Consider the following 1,309-nt stretch of genomic DNA (forward strand, 5'->3'; position numbering starts at 1 on the left):
ACGTACCCCGCCCCATGAACGGACCAACGACCGCCTCGCCACGTAGGACACGGTCTTAGGCGCCATCTCATTTGGTAAATCGGCGGTAGCAGATGAGGGTGCAGGCGATGTTGGTGAAGGTCAGGAAGTGCCGGTCGACAGGATTCCGGCCTGTCAGCCCCTTTCAGGGCCCGCATGTTCAACGAGTCGATCGCGCAGCGGGACCAGTCCAGGTCGCCGCGGGCGCCGAGCTCGTCAAGGACCAGGCGGTGGAGCTTTGCCCACATTCGAGCCTTCGACCACTCGGCAAAGCGCCGGTGCGCCGTCGCTCCCGACTGCTGGAACGCCGGCCACCGGCCGAAGGGCATCAGCAGGGAGCAGGCGCTGCGCGCCCTGGCAGACGGGGTCAAACCCTGCTCGCAGTGTCGGCCAGACGCGGTGCTCGGTTTCCTCGACTAGACAGCCCAGGACTGGGCGGCGGCTGCGGCAAGGACCAGAACCTGGCCAAGGAGAAGGATGACAGCAATCCGGTACGCCCTTGAGCGTCTGGTCAGCTCATCGCTGTTGCGACGCTGAGCATCAACCATCGCCGCAGTTACATCCACCTTCACATCCTTCGTTCCGCGCCGTCCTTCCACCGCTCCAAGATGACCCGGGCCGATGGGCCGTGCAGCCACTGCCGTGTCGGCAATAGAACGATGAAGGCGCAGAGAACGATGGCCATAAGCATGCCCAGTAGGGTCCATTGGGCCCACTCGGGCAAGAGGCGCCCCTGGGCCGGATCCGCATTCACCAGGCCGAGTCCAGCCGAGAAAGAAGGTGACAAAGGGCAGCAACGCTGGTGATGGCCGAAGCCCGTGTTCTGAGGCTCTCAAGAGTGCTCGTCTGACCTCAAGTCTGGCTTTGGCTGCCTCGTAAGTTATAGGTCAACTAATTCGTCCTCTCCTGCGCCTCTGCGGTGCCATGTAGTGGGTGGTGGGGAAGGAGGAGGCTCAGCCCGTCGTGGTCGCCGTCGGCGTCGAGGACGCAGCCGCCGCATCCTCCGCCGCAGCCGTAGCCACCAGCCCGAAGGAGTTTCAGGCGCCGGGTACGGCTGCGGCAAAGGCTGCGGTTCTTCATGTCTGGGAGGCGGCTCTGCGCGGGGCCGGTCGACTCGCGGATCGGGGTGTGGTGTGTGCTGCCAGTCCGGGTCTACCGCGTCAGCAGCTCCTTCGCGCCGGGCCAAATGCTTCGGCGAACGGCTTCGACAAGCCCCGAGCACCTTCAGGCTATGACCCGTGCTGCGCTGCTGCATCTGCGCGCGGGGACGGTTATCCACAGGCCCACCCAC

General features: G+C 65.0%; 1 protein-coding gene and 1 pseudogene. One reads left to right on the forward strand and one right to left on the reverse strand.

What is annotated here, in order from left to right:
* Positions 1 to 130 precede the first annotated feature (130 nt).
* Positions 131 to 329 (reverse strand): annotated as a pseudogene (locus IH00_RS41480) (IS5/IS1182 family transposase); the annotation flags it as partial.
* 34 nt (positions 330 to 363) lie between these two features.
* Between IH00_RS41480 and IH00_RS44940 the strand changes: the two are divergent.
* The gene (locus tag IH00_RS44940; RefSeq protein WP_234335129.1) at positions 364 to 438 is read left to right on the forward strand and encodes a DUF6233 domain-containing protein; all 75 of its coding nucleotides are present in this window, start codon (positions 364 to 366) and stop codon (positions 436 to 438) included.
* The last annotated feature ends 871 nt before the right edge of the window (positions 439 to 1,309 follow it).

Origin of the sequence: Streptomyces sp. NRRL S-118 (assembly GCF_000716335.1) — a bacterium.
GTDB lineage: Bacteria > Actinomycetota > Actinomycetes > Streptomycetales > Streptomycetaceae > Streptomyces.